5 protein-coding genes are annotated in these 4,144 nt (G+C 68.0%); 1 reads left to right on the forward strand and 4 read right to left on the reverse strand.

Features of this window, described 5'->3' with window-relative positions; translation table 11 throughout:
- A partial coding sequence (locus A5714_RS13070; protein WP_156747299.1) for an acyltransferase occupies positions 1–622 on the reverse strand: 622 nt, incomplete at its 3' end.
- A 79-nt stretch (positions 623–701) separates the two neighbouring features.
- Here A5714_RS13070 and A5714_RS13075 point away from each other — a divergent pair.
- The gene (locus A5714_RS13075) at positions 702–1,673 is read left to right on the forward strand and encodes an aldo/keto reductase (RefSeq protein ID WP_068068068.1); all 972 of its coding nucleotides are present in this window, start codon (positions 702–704) and stop codon (positions 1,671–1,673) included.
- Here A5714_RS13075 and A5714_RS13080 read toward each other — a convergent pair.
- The 3 genes from A5714_RS13080 to A5714_RS13090 are packed head-to-tail and all read right to left on the reverse strand — an operon-like array spanning position 1,670 to position 4,125.
- Positions 1,670–2,773: an NAD(P)-dependent oxidoreductase gene (locus A5714_RS13080; protein ID WP_068285727.1), complete on the reverse strand. Its 1,104-nt coding sequence runs from the start codon at positions 2,771–2,773 to the stop codon at positions 1,670–1,672. The genes A5714_RS13075 and A5714_RS13080 overlap by 4 nt on opposite strands.
- A gap of 7 nt (positions 2,774–2,780) precedes the next feature.
- Positions 2,781–3,311 carry a nuclear transport factor 2 family protein gene (locus A5714_RS13085; protein ID WP_068285729.1) on the reverse strand — a complete coding sequence of 177 codons (531 nt, stop codon included), beginning with the start codon at positions 3,309–3,311 and terminating at the stop codon, positions 2,781–2,783.
- Between the two features lie 7 nt (positions 3,312–3,318).
- Positions 3,319–4,125, reverse strand: a complete 807-nt coding sequence (locus A5714_RS13090) for an acyl-CoA thioesterase II (protein WP_068285731.1) — start codon at positions 4,123–4,125, stop codon at positions 3,319–3,321.
- Positions 4,126–4,144: the final 19 nt, after the last annotated feature.

A 4,144-nucleotide genomic window follows, 5' to 3' on the forward strand; every position in this document is an offset into this window, starting at 1 on the left:
CGCGACATGGGAGATCAGGTAGACGGCGAGGAACAAGCCGATGATCTGTTTGAGCGCCCCGAACACCACCCAGCCGGACCGCGTCGACCACGGCGACGGCCACCGCCAGGGCGGACGGCGCCAGCAGCCCCCAGCGGCGTTGCGCGGCAACGGCAATGGGGGTCAGGGACACGACCACCAGATACACGGCCAAGAACCACAGGTGCATCGCCACCGCCCAGCCCGCGTACTCCAGCACCGCGCCCGCGACCCCGAGGGCGCCCGCCACGATGACGAGCACCGAGACCAGCCCCACATATACCGCGGTCGGGCCGAGGACTCGGGCCAGTCGATGCTGCAGCCACGCCCGGCTTGACACCCCGTCGGTCTCGCGACGATGCGTCCACGACACCGCGCCGGCGTAGCCGGCCACCAGGAAGAACGTGGGAACGGCTTGGAAGGGCCAGGTCAGCCACTGCGTCCAGGGCATGTCGACCAACGGGTTCTGCCGGCCGAATCGACCGTCGTGGTAGGTCACCGACCCGGCCAACCAGTGCCCCAACACGATCAGCACCACGCCCGACACGCGGTAGTAGTCGACCGCCAGGTCGCGCTGCGGGCGCGGGCTGGTTGCGCGGTCCATCAGTTCCGGGAAAGCTCGACGCCAGACACAGCGCCACGGTACCCCGATCGGCATCGCCCAAGCCCTTAGGAGACGCGTCATGAAGCAAGCCCACCTCGGTGACCTGCAGGTCGGGCGTCTCGGCCTCGGCGCGATGGGGATGTCCGCGGCCTACGCCATGGGTGGCTTCGACGACGCCGAGTCGATCCGGACCGTGCACCGCGCGATCGAACTGGGCGTCACGCTGATCGACACGGCCGAGGTTTACGGGCCGTTCGTCAATGAAGAACTTCTCGCGCGCGCCCTGCAAGGCCGGCGCGAACAGGTGGTTCTGGCAACCAAATTCGGGATGATCTCGCATACCGGCCGCGACGGCCTGGACAGCAGTCCGGACAGCATCCGCGTCGCCGTCGACGGATCGCTGCGGCGGCTGCAGACCGACCACATCGACCTCTACTACCAGCATCGGCTCGACCGTCAGACACCCATCGAGGACACCGTCGGCGCCCTGGCCGAGCTCGTCGCCGCAGGCAAGATCGGGCACATCGGGCTGTCCGAGGTGGGCGTCAACACAATTCGGCGGGCGCACGCGGTGCACCCCGTCACGGCCGTCCAATCGGAGTACTCGTTGTGGACGCGCGAGCAAGAGGACGAGATCCTGCCGGCGTTGCGCGAATTGGGCATCGGCTTTGTGGCCTATTCGCCGCTGGGCCGTGGCTTGCTGACGGGCGCTATCCGTTCGCGTGACGAACTGCCCGACACGGATTTCCGCAAGACGAGCCCTCGGTTCTCCGACGAGAACTTCGAGCACAACGTGCGCAGTGCGGCGCAGGTGCGGGAGATCGCCGACGAGGTGGGGGCGACGCCCGCGCAGGTGGCACTCGCCTGGGTGCTGGCGAAGGGCCCGGACATCGTGCCGATCCCGGGAACCAAACGCGTTGCGCGCCTGGAGGAAAACGTCGGTGCCGACACGGTGGAACTGAGCTCGGAGCAGCTGGCCAGGCTCGACGCGCTGACCCCGCCGCTGGGAGCTCACCACTCCGAGTCGCAGATGGCGTGGATCGACCGCTAGGGGTTCTGGTCTGCGCTGGCCAAAGCCGCTGACCCGTAGGTCTTTTCGATGAAGGCCCAGGGGTCGGCATACCGGCCCCGGTGTTCGACCTGGCGCTGTATCCGCAGGCCCACTCGCAGGGCAGGGCGCAGCACCGGCCCCACGACGCGCAACAGTTGGCGCCGCAGGCCTTGCGATTCGGCGAGCCAGGCAACGGTCTCGGACCAGTCATGTTCCTGGAAGTCGAGCAATACCTGCGCCTCGGTGGTGTCATACCAACCGGTGAAGCTCCAGCCGCGCTCGTCCGTGGGGTCCCCGGGCAGGCCGGCCGACGGGCCAAGCCCACCGAGACCCACCGCCGCCATGATGCTGTCCTGCAGTTGGTGCTGCAGCAGCACGTACGTTTCGTTGCCGCCAACAAGCAGGGCCTTGCCGGCGATCGTGGCCTCTCGGTCGACCCCGTTGGCGAAGGCCAGCGCCACATCGCGGGCGTCCACGGCGTGGATGCGGTTGTCGCTCGGCATCGAGCGCATCAGGATCAGGTGATCGCCGTTGATCTCGGCCTGGGTGTCCGGCGAGATGATGCCGGCGAGGCGGTAAAACGCGTAGGGCAGCCCGCTGGCGCGAATCGCCGCCTCGGCCAGCACCTTGTCCTGTCCGTATTGATCGATGGGGTTGACCGGAGTGTCGGGAGTGATGCGCTCGGGGTGCGTGTAGGGGTTGCGGCTCCCGTAGACCGCCGCGCTGGATGCCAGGAGAAACAGGGGTGGGCGCGGCAGGGCCGCCGCCGCCGCCAACAGGTTCTCGGTGCCGCCGACGTTGACCCGGCGCGCCAGCTTGGGATTGCGGTACGACGGCGGGGAGACGACGGCGGCAAGGTGGACGATGGCCTGCGGTCGATGGGCGCCGATCAGTTCACGCACGGCCGCGGCGTCCAGCAGGTCCGTGTAGGCCGCGATCAGCGTGCCGTCGCCGGCGGACAACGATTTTTCGACCGCGACGGTGTTGTCGGTGCGCAGGTCCAGCGCGACAACAGTCCGACCGCGCTCCAAAAGCAGCTGCACGCAACGCTTTCCAACCTGCCCGAAGGCGCCGGTGACCAGGATGGTGTCGACGGTCATGCGATCCTTACTGTCGGGTCAGCCGACCGGAGAGGCGGCCCGCGATCCGGCGGATGCGCGGCGAGAGGTAGACGGAGAACAGCGGCGTTGCGATGTCTTCGCGCAGTCGCGTCAGCGTCGAAGATTTGATCAGCCACTGGCCCTCGATGTTCTCGTAGGTCTCGTGGTAGTGGCCGTAGCCGACGAGACTCACGCCGGGTGCGAACCGGACGACGTCTTGCAGCGCCCAGACGCCGCGCGCGGTCGTCGCGGAGGTCAACTCGATCTCCGGGGCGTGCACCTGGTGGGCGGTCACCTGTGTCGGCCGCCCCAGGGTCTTGCGGAGAAAGGCGACGAAGTCGTCGGCGCCGGTGATCACCACGCCGCCGGCCGCGGAGGTGTCACTGACGAAGTCATCGGTGAACAGTGCGCGCCACGCAGGCCAGTCCTTGGTGTCGAGGTACCGGCAGTACCGTCCCTTGAGTTGCTTGATGGCTTCGATCGCCCGCAGCGAGGCGGCGTCGTCAATGATGCCGGGTTCGAGTGGGCGTTCCGTCATCGCGGTGTCAACCCTTGAAGTAGACGATTTGGTGGGTGCTTACCAGCAGCGCGCCGTCGCGACTCCACAGCTGTGCGCTCTGGTCGAAGTAGCCGCCGGTGAAGCGGTTGGCGTGGGCGGTGGCCAGGATGTAGTCGTCGCCCACGGAGTCAAGCTGGCGCTGATCGGCGTGGAAGTACGACGTCAACGAGATGGTTCCGGACGGCACGAAGCCGCCGCGACGCAGGAAGACTCGCGGGTAGAAGATGTCGGCCAGGGCGGCCAGTGCCAGGTAGTCCAGTGGGCGGCGCGCGGCGTCGCGGACCCACAGCGTGGTCGTCGAACTGGGGTTCGGTTGCCCGTCCTCGACGGGCATCGCCCCTTCGACGAACCGCATGTCGTACAGGCGGGTCCACTTCACGACGCCGGGGTCGAGGCGGGTGAGCTCCTCGGGGGCCGGCACCGAAGGCGGCTGGGCCTCGGTGTCGGCCCAGCTTTCCCGCGCAGTCGCGAACACCGACGTCGCCGTGGTCTTCGCGACGCCGTCCTGGCTGAGTTCGGCGATCCAATGCTGGTTGGTGCGATTGGTCCGTACCGCGCGCGCCGCGATGTCGAAGTCACCGTCGGCAACGGGAGCGACGAAATTGACCGTCAGCGCCAAGGGTTCGCCGAGGCGGTCGGGATGCCCGTCGATCGCGCGCAGCAGCACGGCGGTCGTGATGCCACCAAACGGCCCGACCATGTTGGCCCACTCGTGGTGGGTCCGGCCGCGCCAGCGCTGCGCGTCGATCGCATCGAGGTGAACGGCCTCGTCGAAAGGATGTGTTCCGGTCATATCGCTCGGACCGGAGGGT

This window comes from Mycobacterium sp. E2462 (genome assembly GCF_001672685.1).
Classification (GTDB): domain Bacteria; phylum Actinomycetota; class Actinomycetes; order Mycobacteriales; family Mycobacteriaceae; genus Mycobacterium.